Annotated in this window: 13 protein-coding genes; 5 read left to right on the top strand and 8 right to left on the bottom strand. The window is 70.9% G+C overall.

Annotated features, from left to right (window positions below; all coding sequences use genetic code 11):
- Positions 1–16: 16 nt before the first annotated feature.
- Complete coding sequence (locus KBX63_RS19625) at positions 17–1,066, top strand: CdaR family transcriptional regulator (RefSeq protein WP_210912730.1); 1,050 nt, start codon at positions 17–19, stop codon at positions 1,064–1,066.
- A 17-nt stretch (positions 1,067–1,083) separates the two neighbouring features.
- Here the strand turns inward: KBX63_RS19625 and nhaA are convergent, their stop codons facing one another.
- On the bottom strand, positions 1,084–2,406 hold the full coding sequence (nhaA, locus tag KBX63_RS19630) for a Na+/H+ antiporter NhaA (protein ID WP_210912732.1): 1,323 nt from the start codon (positions 2,404–2,406) through the stop codon (positions 1,084–1,086).
- A 454-nt stretch (positions 2,407–2,860) separates the two neighbouring features.
- On the opposite strand from nhaA, the gene KBX63_RS19635 reads away from it, so the two are divergent.
- The gene (locus KBX63_RS19635; protein ID WP_210912734.1) at positions 2,861–4,108 is read left to right on the top strand and encodes a sodium:proton antiporter; all 1,248 of its coding nucleotides are present in this window, start codon (positions 2,861–2,863) and stop codon (positions 4,106–4,108) included.
- A gap of 138 nt (positions 4,109–4,246) precedes the next feature.
- Here the strand turns inward: KBX63_RS19635 and KBX63_RS19640 are convergent, their stop codons facing one another.
- Positions 4,247–4,963 carry a hypothetical protein gene (locus KBX63_RS19640; RefSeq protein ID WP_210912736.1) on the bottom strand — a complete coding sequence of 239 codons (717 nt, stop codon included), beginning with the start codon at positions 4,961–4,963 and terminating at the stop codon, positions 4,247–4,249.
- Positions 4,964–5,291: 328 nt separating this feature from the next.
- On the opposite strand from KBX63_RS19640, the gene KBX63_RS19645 reads away from it, so the two are divergent.
- Positions 5,292–5,726, top strand: a complete 435-nt coding sequence (locus tag KBX63_RS19645) for a ChaB family protein (RefSeq protein WP_247662700.1) — start codon at positions 5,292–5,294, stop codon at positions 5,724–5,726.
- 366 nt (positions 5,727–6,092) lie between these two features.
- On the top strand, positions 6,093–7,334 hold the full coding sequence (locus KBX63_RS19650; protein ID WP_210912738.1) for a cytochrome P450: 1,242 nt from the start codon (positions 6,093–6,095) through the stop codon (positions 7,332–7,334).
- 58 nt (positions 7,335–7,392) lie between these two features.
- On the opposite strand, the gene KBX63_RS19655 is transcribed toward KBX63_RS19650, so the two are convergent.
- The 4 genes from KBX63_RS19655 to KBX63_RS35310 all read right to left on the bottom strand — a co-directional run bounded on the left by KBX63_RS19655 (position 7,393) and on the right by KBX63_RS35310 (position 9,287).
- Positions 7,393–7,674 carry a hypothetical protein gene (locus KBX63_RS19655; protein WP_210912852.1) on the bottom strand — a complete coding sequence of 94 codons (282 nt, stop codon included), beginning with the start codon at positions 7,672–7,674 and terminating at the stop codon, positions 7,393–7,395.
- Positions 7,675–7,676: 2 nt separating this feature from the next.
- Complete coding sequence (locus KBX63_RS19660; RefSeq protein ID WP_247662721.1) at positions 7,677–8,471, bottom strand: protein phosphatase 2C domain-containing protein; 795 nt, start codon at positions 8,469–8,471, stop codon at positions 7,677–7,679.
- Positions 8,472–8,484: 13 nt separating this feature from the next.
- Complete coding sequence (locus KBX63_RS19665) at positions 8,485–8,829, bottom strand: DUF1330 domain-containing protein (protein WP_210912740.1); 345 nt, start codon at positions 8,827–8,829, stop codon at positions 8,485–8,487.
- An 89-nt stretch (positions 8,830–8,918) separates the two neighbouring features.
- Positions 8,919–9,287 carry a nuclear transport factor 2 family protein gene (locus KBX63_RS35310; RefSeq protein WP_307871767.1) on the bottom strand — a complete coding sequence of 123 codons (369 nt, stop codon included), beginning with the start codon at positions 9,285–9,287 and terminating at the stop codon, positions 8,919–8,921.
- Positions 9,288–9,410: 123 nt separating this feature from the next.
- Here KBX63_RS35310 and KBX63_RS19675 point away from each other — a divergent pair, with 123 nt between their 5' ends.
- On the top strand, positions 9,411–10,214 hold the full coding sequence (locus KBX63_RS19675; RefSeq protein ID WP_210912854.1) for a helix-turn-helix domain-containing protein: 804 nt from the start codon (positions 9,411–9,413) through the stop codon (positions 10,212–10,214).
- A 193-nt stretch (positions 10,215–10,407) separates the two neighbouring features.
- On the opposite strand, the gene KBX63_RS19680 is transcribed toward KBX63_RS19675, so the two are convergent.
- Entirely contained in the window at positions 10,408–12,651 is a 2,244-nt protein-coding gene (locus KBX63_RS19680) for a penicillin acylase family protein (RefSeq protein WP_210912744.1), read from the bottom strand.
- A gap of 578 nt (positions 12,652–13,229) precedes the next feature.
- Complete coding sequence (locus tag KBX63_RS19685) at positions 13,230–13,673, bottom strand: DUF6223 family protein (RefSeq protein WP_247662701.1); 444 nt, start codon at positions 13,671–13,673, stop codon at positions 13,230–13,232.
- Between the last annotated feature and the right edge of the window lie 106 nt (positions 13,674–13,779).

A 13,779-nucleotide genomic window follows, 5' to 3' on the forward strand; every position in this document is an offset into this window, starting at 1 on the left:
CGACAAGGAACAACCCATGAGCGACCACACCTGGCTGGCTGCCGACTGCAGGCACCTGCTGTACGTCCCAGCCAGTGCCCGGCTGCAGGCAGCGGTCAACCTGGGCGCCCGCGCCGCCGACGACGGGCTGAAGCTGCGCGAGCTTGTCGCCGGCGTGCTGGATGCCGCCACCGCCCACTGGAGCGCCACCCCCGTCGGGACGGCGGACACGGCCACCACCTTGCACGCCCGCGCCGAGACGCTGCTGGACACCGCCCGTGGTCTGCTCACCGCCGCGGTGGATGGATACACCCGGCAGAACCGCGCCGAGCTGGATCGCCACGACAGTGAACGGGCGGTGTTCGTCAACGACCTGCTCACCGGCCGGGCGGACCCGGGTGACCTGGCCGAGCGCGCACACCGATACGGCATCCGCCTGTCGGCCAGCCACACCGTCCTGACCGCCCGTGCGGCCAGCCTGACTCCCGGCATCACACACCGCATCGACGTCGCGTTGGCCTCCAGGTTCGGCGAAGGCAACACCCTCACCACCCTCCGCGACGGCGATGTGGTCTGCATCAGCGCCGGCGGCCTACGCGGCATCGCGGCCGAACTCGCCCACCTGCTCCTCACCGAGCTTGGCGCGGGCAACTGGCAGATCGCGGTCGGCCGCACCCACCCTGGTCTCCACGGCCTGGCCACGTCCCTCGACGAGGCCCGCCACACCCTCGACCACGCGGCCAAACTTGGCTTCACCGCGCCCGTACTCAACGCCGCCGACCTGCTGGTCTTCCCCGTGCTTCTGCGCGATCGCGACGCCATCACCGACCTGGTCACCACGGTCCTCGGGCCGCTCACCGCGGCCCGCGGCGGCGCCGAGCCGTACCTGGAGACCCTGACCTTGCTCTTTGACAACCAGGGCAACCACACCGCTACGGCTCGGCAGATGCACCTGTCGGTTCGCGCAATCACCTACCGCCTCGACCGTATTCGCGACCTGACCGGCTACCACCCCGGCGAGCCCACGCAGCGATTCACCCTGCAAGCAGCCGTCCTCGGCGCCCGACTGCTCGGCTGGCCGGCGTAGCCGATGAGCGCCCAAGATCAAGCCGGCTTCGTCCCGGTCGTCTCCTCCTCGTAGACGTCCGGCACCCCGTCGGCGTCGCTGTCGCGCTCCTCCAAGGCGCAGACGCCCTGGTAGTGGCGGTTGCGAGCGCGCAGGACGACGGTGGCCAGCAGGGCTGACAGCAGCGAACCGAGCAGGACGCCGATCTTGGAGTGATCGTCGCGTTCGGTGCCGGCACCGAACGCCAGCTCGCCGATCAGCAGCGACACGGTGAAGCCGATCCCGGCCAGCAGCGCCAGCCCGACCATGTCCCACCAGGAGAGCCCTTCCGCGAGCCGAGCCCGGGTGAACCGTTGCACGAGCCAGGTGGCACCGAGGACACCTGCTGCCTTACCGAGCACCAACCCGGCCATCACCCCCACGGCGACCGAGCCGGTCAGGGCCGCGCTGAGGCCGCCCGCCCCGGCGACCGAGACTCCGGCGGCGAAGAACGCGAACACCGGCACCGCGACCCCGGCCGACAGGGGTCGGATCCGGTGCTCGAAGTGCTCCGCCAGCCCGGGGCCGGGCCCCGGCTTGCGGCGCAGCACCGGCACGGTGAAGGCGAGCACGACCCCGGCGACCGTGGCGTGCACTCCGGAGGCGTGCACGAGCGCCCATGTTGTGACGGCCAGTGGCAGCAGCAGCCACCAGGACCGCACCCGGCGCTGCACCAGCAGACCGAACAGCGCCATCGGGGCCAGCGCGAGCAGCAGCGGCCCGAAGTGCAGGGAGCTGGTGTAGAAGACTGCGATGATCACGATGGCCAGCAGATCGTCGACCACCGCGAGGGTGAGCAGGAAGGCCCGCATCGCCGAGGGCAGACTCGTGTTGATCACCCCGAGTACGGCGAGGGCGAACGCGATGTCCGTTGCGGTCGGGATCGCCCACCCGGCCAACGCCCCGCCGCCGGCCCCGACATTGAACGCTACGTAGATCAACGCGGGCAGCGTCATGCCGCCGAGCGCGGCGGCGACGGGCAGCATCGCCCGGCGGGGCTCGCGCAGGTCACCGGCGACGAACTCGCGTTTGAGCTCCAGCCCGGCGACGAAGAAGAAGATCGCCAGCAGGCCATCGGCGGCCCACTGCGCCAACGACAGGTCCAGGTGCAGTGCTCCGGGGCCGATGGTGACATCCGCGATCGACCGGTACGCGCCGGCCCATGGAGAGTTTGCCCAGACGAGCGCGAGCACCGCGGCCATCAGCAGCAGCACCCCACCGACCGTCTCAGTACGGAGGATGTCCCCGATGCGGCGTACCTCCGGCCAACTCCTGCGGCTGAGCAGGTGTGGCGGCGTGCGGTTCGCCGGTGCTGGGGCCATCGGGATCCTCCGGTGGGGTCGATGAGGGAATCGCCGACCAGCCTTCCCGGCACACCAGCTCCTACGTTAGCCAACGAACACCGTCGGCCAGCGGCCACCCTCAAGGAGTGGAGCGGGGGCTGACTAGAGCTCAAACGCTGATATAACGACGATTGATCGTGCCACCGTTGGGCATGCTTTCCTGCCAGGTGGCGAGCGCAGCGACGCTCAGTGGGGCGAAGGTGCCACACCTCGTGGCGGACATCCCGGTCGACGTCGGTCTGGTCGCCAACCGGACTCCCGGCACTCCTCGCACTCATCGTCGGACCTGCCCTCGCAGGCGGAGGCTGGCTTGACTGCAGCGCATCGGTCAGTGCGCATCTCTCTACCAGTCGACGCTATGATCGTCGGGATCACTGGAGCGCCGGGAAGTCTGGTCGGCATCGTGATGCCGCATGTCCTTGGAGCGTGACCAGTGCTGTTGTTGTCGTTCGCCGCTGTCCTGCTGGTCGCCGTGCTGCTCTCTGCGCTGGCTCACCGCACCATCTTGTCCACGGCGGCGCTGTTCCTGGTGGCCGGGTTCGTTCTCGGCGAGGACACCACCGGGCTGCTGCACCTGCGTTCCGATTCCCCCATCGTGGCGCAACTCGCGGAGCTCGCGCTGTTCGCTGTGCTGTTCACCGATGGTATGCGGGTCGGGTGGGCTGACCTGCGCTCGGCGTGGCGGCTGCCCGGCCGGGCGCTGGGATGGGGCTTGCCGCTGACTCTGCTGATCACCGCGTTGCTGGCCCATTACGTGGCCGGCCTCGGCTGGCCGGAGGCGCTGCTGATCGGCGCGATCCTGGCCCCCACCGACCCGGTGTTCGCGGCCGCGCTGGTGGGCAACGACAAGGTGCCGGCCCGGCTGCGGCACCTGCTGAACGTGGAGTCGGGTGTCAACGACGGACTGGCCCTTCCGTTCGTGGTGCTGTTCCTGGCTGTCGCAGCGGGCTCGGACGACCTGCATCTGGAAGCGCTCGCCGGCGAACTCGGTGCGGGGCTGCTCATCGGTGTGCTGGTGCCGTTGCTGGCGATCGCGCTGGAGCGGACGCGCTGGCTCGCGGCGTCCGCTGCGTACGCGCCGCTGAACGGAGTCGCGATCGGGCTGTTGGTGCTCGCGTTGGGCAAGGTGACCCACGGCAATCTGTTCCTCGCCGCGTTCGCCGCCGGGATTACCGTGGCTACCTTCGGGCCGCGGGAGCGGGCAGCATTCGAACATTTCGGGGAGAACATTGCCGAGCTGTTGAAACTGGCGGCGTTGCTGGTATTCGGTGCATTGATATCGGTACGGTTCCTGGGCGAGATCTCCTGGACCGGATGGGTCTTCGCTGTGCTGGCCATCTTCGTGGCCCGGCCGGTCGCGCTGTGGATCTCATTCCTGCGCTCCGGGCTCGGCACCAGGGAACAGGCCGCGGCCATGTGGTTCGGACCGAAGGGCTTCGCCTCCGTCGTCTACGGGCTGCTGGTCCTGGAGTCCGGCATCGCAGCCGGCGACGAGGTGTTCCACCTCGTCGCGCTGACGATCGTCATCTCCATTCTGCTGCACTCCTCGACCGACGTCGTGATCGCGCGGGCCTTCGACGAGTCCCGGGAAGCGCCCGCCTGGTTCGGCGTCCTGCACCGCACCCGCCGGTCGCTACGGCCCCGGTGGCCAGGTCGGGACAGGTCGTCCGCCGACGGCTGATCCGCGCCCTCCCAATGGCCGCTCGCCGTCCGCGTCCGCCGGTAACGCCTCGCGGGCGGGCCGGGATTCGTCCGGGTTCACCTGGACACCGATGCTGGCCCGGCGGTCGTGCGCTGCGGACACGTGGTTGTTCGCCGCTCACTGCTTCGCTTCGGCCCCCGTGCGTCTGGGCTGCTCCTCGTCGCGTTGCCGGCTGAGGAAGAACGCGCCGAGGGCGCCGGCGAGGGTGCCGAAGACCACCACGGAGTACGCGGCGAGAACCAGTTCGAGGACCTGCGCGAAGGTGTCGGTGGCGTCGAGCGGCTCACCGGTGATGGTGGTCAGCGCGACATCGTGCAGGGCCTGCCCGTACGTCGGGTAGGAGTTGGTGAGGACCAGGAGCTGCCCGGCGGCGAGGATGATCGCCACGGTGATCACCGCGAGCCAGGCCAGCCGGTCGGTCAGCAGCCGACCTGCCGATCGGGAGCCGCGGACGGCGGCGGCGACCACGCCGGTGCCGCGTGCGGCCCGCAGCGCGGCGGCGGCACGGGCGAACCGTAGGAAAGGCACCGCGAGGAAGATCACCTGCCACCAGTTGCGCCTCCAGAAGTCGCGGGCGCAACTGCGTGCCAGCCAGGCACGCAGCGCGAACTCCGCGACGAAGACGGCCCACAGCACCCAACTGGCGACAGTCAGCAGGGTGACGAGCGGCTCGTCGTGGGTGAGGGCCTGGCCAACCACCAGCAGCAGGAAAAGGATCCCCAGTACGCCCATGGGCTTGTCCAGCCGACGGGCGAGACCGTTCAGCCGGGCGTCGTCCTCGTTCTCCTGCCGCGCGTGGCGCGCGCCCTCCTCGGCGGGCGCGTCGTCGGTCATCGTCCTGCTCGGCGGGTCACGCCTGCCAGAAGGCTTCGCTGACGTCGTCAGTGAAGTCGAGCCAGTCGTCCGCCAGGATGCTGAGGACGTCGTCGACGCCGCGCAGGTACTTCTGCGACTGGATCGGATCGGCCATGGAGAAGCGGTACCCGCTGGCTCTCACGCCATGCCGGCCAAGCCCCTGACGGAGTGGACGGCGTTTCTCTGTCGGCAGGGCGGGCATGCACGAGGTGCCGGGTTCGCCTGACTTCGCGTCGGGGGACCGGTGCGAGGCGGCCATCGCCGGGCGACGGCCGCCTCCAACACACACGGTAGGGAAGGTGTCGTCATGCCGGACAAGCATGAGCAGGCCGAACAGATGCGCGACGACGTGCCGTCGACCATCGCGCGCTCCGATGACAAGGCGGTACGGACCTACAAGAAGACCCTCGAGTCGGCGGAGGAGTCCTACGGCGACGGCGAACGGGCCCACCGCACAGCGTTCGCCTCGCTCAAGCACACCCACGAGAAGGTCGGGGACCACTGGGAGCCCAAGGAGCACAGGGGCCCCTCGGACCCGCAGGCTGAGCAGGGGACACCCGAGTCGGCGCAGGGACGCCGTGACACCGCCCAGGGGGTCGACGCCAACGCCAGCAAGGGACATCTTGACGACGTCGCCCGGCGGGTCGGCATTGACGGCCCGGAGAACCTGAGCAAGGACGACGAGGTCCGCGCGATCCAGAAGGCCAACGCCCGGGCCACCGCGCGGGCCCGGAAGCGGTAACTCCGGCAGGTGCCCGGTCAGGTGGCGGTGGCTGCGGCACGGGCGACGAGGTGGTGGACCAGCCGCAGGTCACGTCGGTGTAGATGACGATGCCGCCGGGGGCGGCGTGGGGCCCGGCCATGGCGTGTCTCCTCTTCTCGTGTTTGGCCGCGCGGCACCGGCCGTGCCGGCGCCGCGCCGCCAGGTCGGTGGTCAGGCGGCCAGGGCGACCTTCAGCCACCCGGGCTCGCGGTCCTGGAACTGGCGGTACGCCTCCAGCACGTCGGTCATCGGCTCGTGCTTGAACGGCCGCAAGCATTCCCGCCGACCGTCTCGGGCCGGCGGGCTGGTGTTTTGCCGTCGGGCCCACGGGGCACGACTGCACCCATGCCGAAAAGCTCCACCCTGCGCCTGGACGACGCCCTGCCGCTCGCCCTGGAGGGCTACGCCTGGCTGCCGAACCGGCTGCGCCTGGCTGACGCGGACGTACTGCGGACCCGCCTGGTGGGGATACCCGTGATGGCCCTGCGCGGTCCGGCGGCGGCGCGCTTCTTCTATGACGAGCAGAATGTCCGCCGGCACGGGGCGATCCCGGGACCAGTGCAGAGCACGCTGTTCGGTCACGCCGCGGTGCACACCCTCGACGGCGCGGCGCACCGCGTCCGCAAGGAGCTGTTCGTGGGTCTGCTGATGAACGGCGGCATCGACGGCCTGGTCGAGCGGGTCGGCGCGGCGTGGCAGACCGCCGCGCGGGAGTGGCCGACCCGCGGCCCGGTGGTGCTCTTCGACGAGGCGAGCCGGGTGCTGACCCGGGCGGTCTGCGACTGGACCGGCATCCCGCTGGCGCCGGCCGAGGTGCCGGCGCTCGCCGCCGACCTCGTCGCCATGGTCGACGGCTTCGCCACGGCCGGCCCCCGGCACTGGCGGGCACGGAGGGCCCGGACGCGCCGGAAGGACTGGCTGGCCACGCTGATCGAGCAGGTGCGCCGGGGCGAGACGAAGGCCCCGGCGGGTTCCGCGGTCGCGGTGGTGGCGGAGCACCGGGACGCCGACGACACGCCCTTGGACGCCCGCACCGCCGCGGTCGAGCTGCTCAACATCATCCGGCCCACCGTCGCGGTGAGCTGGTTCGTGGCCTTCGCCGGGCACGCCCTGCACCGCTGGCCGGCGCACCGGGACCGGCTCCGCGCGGCCGATTCGGCGTTCACCGAGGCGTACGCGCACGAGGTCCGCCGGTTCTACCCGTTCGCGCCGTTCGTCGGCGGGCGGGCGGTGACCGACCTGGCGTGGAACGGGGTGCGCGTCCCGGCCGGAGCGATCGTGCTGCTCGATCTGTACGGGCAGAATCACGACCCCCGGCTGTGGCCGGAGCCGTACCACTTCCGTCCCGAGCGGTTCCTCGACCGGGAGATCGGGCCGTTCGAGCTGGTGCCGCAGGGCGGTGGTGACCCGCGCACCGGACACCGCTGCCCCGGCGAGCTGATCACCGTGGCGTTGCTGCGGGACCTCGCCGTGCGGCTGGCCCGCCTGGCGTACGCGGTGCCGGAGCAGGACCTGGGCATTCCCCTGCACCGCATCCCCACCCGACCGGTCGACGGCCTGGTGATCGAGGTCGGCCCGACGGCCTGAACGAACCACGCAGGGGGCGACGCCGACGGCGTTGTCGGCTCGCTCCCGGCAACGGCCGTCAGTCGGCGCTGTCGGTGTCGGCCACGCGGTCGGCCGACGCCTCGGTGACCGGGTGGCCCGTGTCGTCCACCATGCCCGGGGCCATGCTGCCGCCATGCGCATCCTGCGCCGCCCGGGTCCGCTTCGCCGCCGCGTCCTGCGGCACCCCGGCACGGTCGCCGTCGCGGTGCCGTTCCCGCTCGCTCATCCGGTGCGTCCCTTCCTCGGTCCTGCACAGCGGCGGTACCTCGGCCACCGGCGCGGAAACCGGGCCGGCCACGACCGCCGGCTGCGCGGTCATGGTCAGCCGACGACGAAATCGGTGCAGTGTGCGATCGTCGCGTCGTCCGCCGCCACCGCGTCGCGCGCCTCCGCCTGCCGGACACGACGGATGACCTCGGCGGGCCCCCTCGACGCCAGGACGGCCAGAACCCCTGGCCAGTCGGCGAGCCGGAACCGGTCCACGACGCGGCTGGCTCCGTTGCTGAGCAGGACGGCGCCGGTCAGCTCGGAGACCGGGCAGCTTCCGGTGATCGCCTCGCCGGCCGCCTGCGGGGCGTCCTTGGCCACCCAGAAGCCGCCCGGCTGGTTCCGGTTGGCGCGCAGGTCCCGCAGGATTCGGTGGTACTCGTCGCTGTCCGCGACGACGGCCTCGAGCGCGGCCTGGTACGACCGGCTGATGGTCACCTCCCGTGGATCCGAGACGACGACCGGCGCGCCATCTGCCCTGTCGAGCACGAGGACCGAATCACCGAGCACCAGGTGCTCGATGAGGCCGTCGGACAGGCGCAGGATGGCCACGGTCGCCGACGGGCTGATGGGGTCGGCGACGTCGCAGGTGTCCCGGTGATCGTCCGTCACCTGCTCGATGGCCTCGGCGAGCAGCGCCGGAAGACTGCGGTCCGGCGCGAGTGACAGGAGGCTGAGGAGGCTGCCGCCCAGGCGGCTGGCGTACCAGGCCACACCGTGCCGGCAGATCGATTCGCTGCCGGGAATGCCGGCGCCGTCGATCAGCACCGCCGCCGTCGGTACGGCGCCGGTGAAGTCCTCGTTCGCGCGGCCGGGCCGTGCCGCGGCACTCGCCATCGTCACCCGCATGTGGCTGCCGCCGCTACAGGCCATTGGCTTGACGGAGTTCGGCAGCCATCTGCGCCGAGTCGTGGTTGGTCTCAACTCCTTCGACCAGGATCACCTCGCCGGCGAGGTGCCTCGTCCGCAGGGGTTTGATCTCCTGGTAGGCGCTGGAGTGGTACCAGGAGCGGGCCCTGCCCAGGTCGGGAAATTTGATGATCACCACGTCACCCGGCCAGTCGCCTTCCAGTACGTCGATGGTTCCGCCGTGGACGATGAACCGGCCCTCGAAGGGGGCGAGGGTGGCCTGGATGCGCTCCAGGTACTCCAGCACGTCGGCGTGGATGGGTGCGTTGCGCAGGTGTGCGAGCGCGTACGCGGTCATGAGTCTCCGTTCGGGTCGGTTCCCGGCGCCTGTGCCGGTGGCGGCGAGTAGCGGGGGCGGCCGGCGGTGGCCGCCGCCCCCGGGGATCCTCAGGCCGCTGGGACTCGGTCCAGGAAACCCAGCACCTGGGTCAGCCGTCCGTTGCCGTCGGTCACTGCGACGTCGAAGCCGACGATCGGTGCCTCGACGTCTTCCGGCCCGAGTTCCCAGGTGAAGCGGACCTGGTTGTGGTGGCCGTCGACCGGGCCGGCCAACCGGAACGTCATGCCGGGGAACTGGCTCTGCGCGGCGGCTATCGTCGCGTCGATCGCGTCCGGGCCCTCGGCGACGGCCAGCGGGTCGACGTAGCGGCCCTCGGGGGCCCACAGGTCGTCGATGTCGCGGCGCCGCCTCGCCGGATCTGTCTCGTTCCAGAGAGCGATGTACCGCTCGGCCAGGTCGTCGAATGTGGTCGCCACGGATCTCTCCTCGTTCGCCGCGAATGGTCGGGTCTGGAGGAGATGATTCCGGCGCCGTGGCGGGCTGTCGATTACGTCGCAGGTAATGGTCTGTGCGCCGCTGCGGTCATTAGGGTCGGTGGCGTGACGACCGTGACCAGGCCCGGGCGACCAGTGGGGGAGCTGCTGCGCGACTGGCGCCGAACTCGCGGGATGAGTCAGCTCGACCTGTCGATCGAGGCGGGGGTGTCGGCCCGGCATCTGAGCTTCGTCGAGACCGGGAGATCTCGCCCGAGCCCGGAGTTGATCCTGCGGCTGGCGGAGCAGCTTGAGATGCCGCTGGCGGAGCGCAACAGGATGCTGCTCGCCAGCGGGTACGCGCCCGCCTACCCCAGCCACGAGCTGAGCGATCCGGAACTGGCGCCGGTACGTGCGGCCGTACGGCAGATCCTCGACGGGCACGGCCCGTACCCCGCGGTACTCATCGACCAACATTGGCATCTCGTCGAGGCCAACCCTGCGGTCGCCCTGTTCACCGCCGGCGCGCAGCCCCACCTCCTCACCCCACCGGTCAACGTGCTGCGGCTCAGCCTGCACCCCGACGGCATGGCATCACGAATTCTCAATCTGCCGGAGTGGCGCGCCCACCTGCTCAACCGGCTGCGCCAGCAGGCCGCGACAACCAACGACCCGTTTCTGTACGAACTGCACGAGGAGCTTCGCGGCTATCCCGGCGGGAACGCCAACGCGGCACCGATGAACGACGCCGTCTCGCGCGTCGTCATTCCGCTCCGGTACCGCCACAACGACCAGGAGTTGTCCTTCGTCAGCACCACGACACTCTTCGGCACGCCACTGGATGTCACTGTCTCGGGGTTGGCCGTCGAGGCCTTCTTTCCGGCCGACCCGGCGACCACCGAAACGCTCCACACCCTCGCCACGTCCTGAGCGGCACGGGTGGTGGCACTTCACCATCAGGTCGTCCGAAGAGAGCCGGGGCAGGGACAGCGCCGGCGCCGACGCGGGCGGGGACCGGGTGGCCGGCCGGGACACGCGACGGCGCCGACGAACTGTCCTACGTCGGTGTCAGCGTCTCCGGCTGAAGGAGCGCCCCACCGATGAGGTCGCCTGCGGCGACTGGTCAGCTACCCGGCCGGTAGCGTCGCTCGACATGGCCCTTGAGGTCGTCCGGGTAGAAGTAGACGGGCCGGAGGTTGCCGCTCGCGTAGCGTTCGACCTGGTCGTTGAAGTGCGGCGAGTCCGGGTGCCCGCTCGCGCCGCCCGCCGTCACGGCCCAGGCGCGCAGCCTCGGCCCGAACTCCACGACCGCCACGAAGCTGTTGCCGCTGGTGCCGTAGTAGCGTTTCGTTCCCGGGTAGCGCCTCGCCCCGAACGAGGCGAGCGAGCCCCACTGCGCCGAGGTGAAGGGCACCGGGCTGCTCGGCTTGGCGTCGTCGAACGTCTGGACGATCGCGCCGTCGTTGCGCTGGAAGCGGTTGATCTCGCCCCACGGCACCTGCCAGCTGCCGAAATCCTGCGTCAGCCGATCCGCCGCGGCCTCGAGCGCCGTGAGCCGCTGCGCGTCGGTGGCGCGCTCGGCCAGGTAGTCCCACATCGACATGCCCGCGTCTCGCGCCGCCTGGGCCAGGGGCGCCCAGAGCGACTCCCCCCAGAACACCGCCAGCGACGTCGCGGTCGACTGCGCGCTCCAGTGGTGGTCCCAGCCGCGCAGCAGGCCAATCTGGCCAGCGAGCGCCGTCTTCTGCTGGTCGCCCTCGGGCAGCTTGTCCCAGGCCGCCACCAACCCGGGCACGAGCCGGGCGAAGGCGGTGAGGTAGGTGTCGAAGGCCGCTGCGATGAGCGTCTGCGGGGTGAAGTCGTTCCGCGCGCTCAGCACCCGGATCGCCTGCGGCCCGCGGGGGTTCTCCCCGGCCTGGTCGAAGTAGCGCGGATGGTCGGCGGCGTCGGGACTGTCCGGGCCGGCCGCGGTCCAGGGCCAGTTGTTCGTGTTGAACGCCCAGCCGTTTCTCGGATTCACCGCCTGCGGGAGACTGCGGAGGCTGTGCAGTCCGCGCCAGTCGGTCACCGGGTCGCTGCCGTCGACGGGCCTGCGGTAGTCGAAGCGATCGTCGCGGACCGGCATGAACTGCGGCACCAGGAAGGCGATCTCCCCCTTGGAGTCGGCGAAGAGCGTGTTGTTCGAGCTGTTGGCCTTGAGGCCCGCCACCTGGATGAAGTCCGCGTAGTCCCGCGTCTTGGTGCGCAGGAAGCTCTGCTGCAGCGCCTCGACGGGCCTGTTCATCAGCGCGAACGCGATCCACTTGCCGTCCGCCTCCCGGACGATCGGCCCGTGGTGCGTGGCGAGGGTGGCGAAGCTGCGGCGGGCGAGCCTGCCCTCCGCCGTGCGATACGACAGCGTGATCGTCTTCGTCCGCACCGGCCGCAGGGCGTTCCCGTAGCGGTAGGAGTGCCGGCCATCCGCCCCGGTCACGATCGTCTCGGCGAACTCGTCGACGTTGTCCACGCCGCTGGACGTGTGCATCCACCCGGTGTTCGGGTTGAAGCCCTGGTAGATGAAGAACTGCCCCCAGGTGGCCGCGCCGTAGGCGTTGAGCCCTTCCCGGCTCGTCACGTGCTGCTCCGAGCGGAAGAAGAAGCTGGTGTGCGGGTTGATCAGCAGCAACGCGTGGCCGTTGCGCGTGTGGCTCGGCGCGATCGCCATGCCGTTCGAGCCGCTGGGCTCGCGGAACAGCAGCCCGCGTTCCTCATCGGTCATCGGCACTGAGCGCCCGCTGTAGAAGGCTTCGAGCTGGCTGAGCGGCACCCGCTCGACGTCGCCGCCGATGCTGCCCTCGGAGAAGCTCAGCGGCATCCACGGCTCGAACCGCCTGATCACACGCGGCTGAACCTCGGGGTGGGTCGCGAGGTAGTAGTTCAGCCCGTCGGCCCAGGCCTGCATCAGCTTGCGCAGCCAGGACGGGCAGTGCGCGTAGTCGCGCTTCAGCTCCCCGGGGTCGACGTACAGCCGCTGGCGCAGGTCCTGCCAGATGGCACTCTGGCCCTCGGCCTCGGCGAGGCGACCGAGGCTCACCAGATAGTTTCTCTCAATCCGGTTGAAGTCGTCCTCGGCCTGGGCGTACATCATTCCGAACACCGCGTCGGCGTCCGTCCTGCCCACCACGTGCGGGATGCCCCAGTCATCGCGGGTGATCGTGACGTGCGCGGCCTGCCTGCGCCAGCGGGCGACGTCGGGCGCGGTCCGCGCCGGAGCGGCGGCGGCACCGGACGGCAGCCCCGCCGCGACCACCGTGGCTCCAGCGGCCAGTCCGGCTGCTCCGCCCAGCATGCGGCGCCGGCTCAGCCCTTCGTTCTGCGGGTGGTTCATGAATGGGTCCACCTTTCTCAGGGGTGCGGGGGATCGTGCCGGGTTGCCCGATCGGCGGGGTGGGGGCCGCGCCCGAGGTACGCAGCGGTCGCTGGCGCCACCGGTGGATCCGGTCGGGATCGGGACGCTCGTGTCCCGGGCCGGCGCGCCCCGCACGTCGAGGGCGGGGCCGCTCCGGGTTGCGCCGCGCCGGCTGCGGGGATCACCGCCGCCGGCGCGGCGGGGCCCGCCACCCGTACCCCGATGCCTTAGTGCGATGGACGGGTCACGGGTTTCGAACACTCTGTGGTCGATCCCTACCGGACAGACCTGGTCGTGACGCCGACCGCCCGTGTGCTCGGGCGGCTGGACGCGGCGACGCGGTCGGAGGGCTGGTCGGTGACCGGGTCGCGGCCGTTTGGCCAGGGCGCGGCAACGATCATCGCCGCCTCCTGGGTCGCTTGGTGATCAACCATCACCAAGATGACTACCACTCGTTCTGCCGCACGGCAATAGACAGCCGAAGATGGTCCATCGGAGGCATGCCCCGCAACGGGCGAGGTCGGCCGTCGCACCAGCCGTGCAGTCGCGGTCGACCGTCAGCCGGCGCGGCGGGAGCGAGCCAGAGCCAGACCACCGAGGACCACGGCGATCAGCCCCACCACCAGGGCCACATAGGCACCCCCTCGCCCGTTGCCGGTGCCGATGCCGCTGTCGGAGGTGGCCACGACCAGGCCGCCGAGGGCGATGCCGATCAGCCCCACTGCCAGGGCCATCATCGCTCCGAGTCGCCCGTTGCCGGTGCCGAGACGACTGGTGGGACGGACCAGAGCCAGCCCACCGATGAGCACGCCGGCCAGCCCCAGCACGGCGGCCACGGATGCCCCGAGTCGCCCGGCGCTCATGGTGTCGACCCCGGCGGCGATCGGCTGGGCCGAGGCGTGCGCGGCCGCCGGTGCGGCGAACCCGGGACCTCCGATCAGGACGGCTCCGGCAGCGGTAAGGACAAGTCGGACGGACATCAGGGCTCCGAATCGGCTCATGGTTCGCTCCTTTTCGTGCTTCTCGATAGGAGCCTGAGCATCTCGCCTGGAGCGCCGCCGGTCGTCCCGCAGCCGGATGCATGTCGCGCTGCCGCCGGTGGCGCAC

The organism is Micromonospora sp. U21 (assembly GCF_018070045.1).
Lineage (GTDB): Bacteria > Actinomycetota > Actinomycetes > Mycobacteriales > Micromonosporaceae > Micromonospora.

What these genes read in the sequence shown, in the direction of transcription:
- KBX63_RS19625 (WP_210912730.1), top strand. Translation starts at nt 17, where the DNA reads ATGAGCGACCACACCTGGCTGGCTGCCGACTGCAGGCACCTGCTGTAC.
- KBX63_RS19680 (WP_210912744.1), bottom strand. Translation starts at nt 12,651, where the DNA reads ATGAACCACCCGCAGAACGAAGGGCTGAGCCGGCGCCGCATGCTGGGC.
- KBX63_RS19640 (WP_210912736.1), bottom strand. Translation starts at nt 4,963, where the DNA reads ATGACCGACGACGCGCCCGCCGAGGAGGGCGCGCGCCACGCGCGGCAG.
- KBX63_RS19660 (WP_247662721.1), bottom strand. Translation starts at nt 8,471, where the DNA reads ATGCGGGTGACGATGGCGAGTGCCGCGGCACGGCCCGGCCGCGCGAAC.
- nhaA (WP_210912732.1), bottom strand. Translation starts at nt 2,406, where the DNA reads ATGGCCCCAGCACCGGCGAACCGCACGCCGCCACACCTGCTCAGCCGC.
- KBX63_RS19665 (WP_210912740.1), bottom strand. Translation starts at nt 8,829, where the DNA reads ATGACCGCGTACGCGCTCGCACACCTGCGCAACGCACCCATCCACGCC.
- KBX63_RS19685 (WP_247662701.1), bottom strand. Translation starts at nt 13,673, where the DNA reads ATGAGCCGATTCGGAGCCCTGATGTCCGTCCGACTTGTCCTTACCGCT.
- KBX63_RS19650 (WP_210912738.1), top strand. Translation starts at nt 6,093, where the DNA reads ATGCCGAAAAGCTCCACCCTGCGCCTGGACGACGCCCTGCCGCTCGCC.
- KBX63_RS19645 (WP_247662700.1), top strand. Translation starts at nt 5,292, where the DNA reads ATGCCGGACAAGCATGAGCAGGCCGAACAGATGCGCGACGACGTGCCG.
- KBX63_RS19655 (WP_210912852.1), bottom strand. Translation starts at nt 7,674, where the DNA reads ATGACCGCGCAGCCGGCGGTCGTGGCCGGCCCGGTTTCCGCGCCGGTG.